Below are 2,850 nucleotides of genomic sequence, written 5' to 3'. Positions count from 1 at the left end.
GTCCGGAACAGGAACCGCCGCTGCTGTTGAATGAATATGGTTTAACAGAATGTGCAGTAGATAACTGCTGTTATAAAGTAACCGACATAACGCAGCTGAAAGAAAAAGCAATATTGCCGATCGGGCAGCCTTTGCTGAACAATGGAATATTTTTGCTGGATGATAAGTTACGGCCGGTGCCTGAAGGCGTAGCCGGTGAAATATGCATAGCCGGCGCAGGCCTGGGGCGTGGTTACCTGAACCGCCCGGAACTAACGGAAGAAAAATTTGTAGCCGTGCCTGCCCTGCAGGGATTAAAAGTTTTCAGAACAGGTGATATGGGCCGCCGCCTGGAAAATAATGAGCTGGTATGTTTGGGCCGTAAAGACAGGCAGGTAAAAATAAGAGCCCACAGGATTGAGCTGGGAGAAATAGAACAGCTGCTGCTGAAACATCCGGAAGTAAGCGAAGCGTATGTAACAGACAGGAAAGATGCGCAGCAGGAGCCTTACCTGGCTGCTTACCTGGTGCTGAAACAGCCGGTTGCCCAGCACCAGATGAAAGCCCACCTGGAAAAGTGGCTGCCTGACTACATGATCCCGGCCTATTTTATAATGCTGGACAGGTTTCCGCTCACCATCAATGGTAAAATAGATAAGGCCGCATTGCCGGACCCCACCAGGATCAGCACCCCGCATAATGCTTACGTAGCGCCGTCCACGGAATTGCAGAAAAAATTCTGCGCCATCTGGGAAGAAACATTAGGGCGAGAGCAGGTAAGCATTAAAGATAATTTCTTTGATCTGGGCGGTCATTCGCTGAAAGCAGTGCAGGTGGTTTTCAGACTGCAGAAAGAGCTGGACGCAGATATTAATGTAGCAGCCATCTTCAGGAACCCTACAGTGGAAAAGCTGGCCGCAGAAATAGAAAACACCCTGCTGCTGAAGAATATCAGCACCCTTAGTGACCGGAAAGGCCTTCCGGATATGGAAGAAGTGATCCTCTGAGCCGTTTAATTATTCACTCATCCTCTCAAATTATTGTATTGGAATTCCTGAAAATCCTTTTTAGCAGGTCAAGATCATTTTACCTGTTCCTGGCAATATTGAGCATCTTTAACGGTTTGCTGAATACAGGCTTGCTGATGTTCATCAATAAGACCATCACGCGCACTCCATTGCCTTTCCTGCCCGGGTACGACTGGTTGCTGTTCCTGGCATTGGTAACCGTATCATTGATCGTAAGTAAGGTGTTTCACACCTACATGGTTAATCTTACTACGGATATCCGCTCAGACCTGCAGATCTCCATTCTGCGGAAGCTGAAGCATGCCAACTACCAGGAGTTTGAGAAGCTGGGCAATGAAAAAGTGTTTACGGCCATGGGCGATATTAATATGCTTAGCAATTTGCCGGAAGTGTTCATGAACATGATGAATGCGCTGATAACAGTAGCCTGTTGTTTTGTGTACCTGTTTTTAATGTCGGTTGTTGGCGCAACATTGATCATGCTGATGATGGCGGGTTTGCTGGTATTTTACCTGGTCAGGAACCGGAGTGTGGAAAAGCAGCTGAACCAGATCAGGAATATGCAGAACAGTTTCTGGAAATACCTGGGCGACCTGCTGGGTGGATTCAGGGAAACAAAAATGCGTTTCACCCGCAATGAAAATATTCACACCGGTTTCCTGGAAAAGAACATTAACGAAAGCAAAGCGCTGAGTATTAAAGCCAGCACCCGTTACCTGGATAATGAGCTTACCGGCAACTACAGCTGGTACCTGACCCTGGGCGCCATTATGTTCCTGCTGCCCCGCATGTTCAGCCTGGACCAGGAAAATGTAACCGCCTTTCTCATCACCATCCTGTACCTGATGGGGCCAGTAGCGGTGCTTATTACCCTGGTGCCCACCTATACGAATGTGAAGATAGCGCTGCAAAGGCTGGATGAGTTCAACGCCAGGGTAAAGGCCCACATTACACAGGAAACCACTGCCGCACAAACGGACAACTTTGGACCTTTCCGCAGTATCCGTTTTGAGCAGGTGAAGTTTGAATACTTTGACACCCGGGAGCAACGCAACTTTGTGCTGGGCCCTCTGAACCTGGAAATAAAAGAGCATGAAACCGTATTTATAGCAGGCGGTAACGGCAGTGGCAAAACTACCTTTGCCTATTTGCTCACCGGTTTGTACCGCCCGTCGGAAGGCACTATTTACCTGAATAATATACCGGTAACGGAGGATAACAGGGCAGTGTACCGCAACCGTATGTCGGCCATTTACACCAATGGTTATCTGTTTGGCGAAAATTATGATGGGTTTGATATGAACCCGGAAAATGAACGGCTGGCAGGGCTGATAACCTTATTGAAGCTCAATGGCATTTTAAGGATGGATGACAAGCGTAATATGCTGGACACTCATTTGTCAAAAGGCCAGCAGAAACGCCTGGCGCTGATCTATGCCCTGCTGGAAGAGAACCCGTTTATAATGCTGGATGAATGGGCCGCAGAGCAGGACCCTGCTTTCCGCCACTACTTCTATGAAATTCTGTTATCCAATCTTAAAGCAGAAGGAAAAACCATTGTAGCCATTACGCACGATGATGATTTTTACCATTGCTGCGACCGCATTATAAAATTTGGTTACGGTAAGGTACTGTCAGATCAAAGAACGGACCGTACGTTTTCCTTACAATAAGTATATGCTGCGTATCAATTTATTCTGTCTTCCTTTTGCAGGCGGCAGTAAAACCGCCTATTACCGGTTTACGGAACTGGCCCCGGAAGCCTTAACCATTATACCGCTGGAGCTACCGGGCAGGGGCACACGCTATTCGGAGCCCCTGCTTACGGACCTGCATGCAATGG

Annotated in this window: 2 protein-coding genes; both read left to right on the top strand. The window is 47.9% G+C overall.

Going from position 1 to position 2,850, the window contains the following annotated elements; genetic code table 11:
- Positions 1 to 986 (top strand): non-ribosomal peptide synthetase (locus tag VIM87_RS19405; protein WP_331998600.1); only part of this gene is annotated, 986 nt, incomplete at its 5' end.
- Positions 987 to 1,024: 38 nt separating this feature from the next.
- Complete coding sequence (locus VIM87_RS19400; RefSeq protein WP_331998599.1) at positions 1,025 to 2,680, top strand: cyclic peptide export ABC transporter; 1,656 nt, start codon at positions 1,025 to 1,027, stop codon at positions 2,678 to 2,680.
- Positions 2,681 to 2,850: the final 170 nt, after the last annotated feature.

The organism is Chitinophaga sp., assembly GCF_036569125.1.
In the GTDB taxonomy this organism is placed as follows: domain Bacteria; phylum Bacteroidota; class Bacteroidia; order Chitinophagales; family Chitinophagaceae; genus Chitinophaga.
Note: the sequence above shows the minus strand (reverse complement) of the source record. Positions and strands in the feature narration are given on the sequence as shown.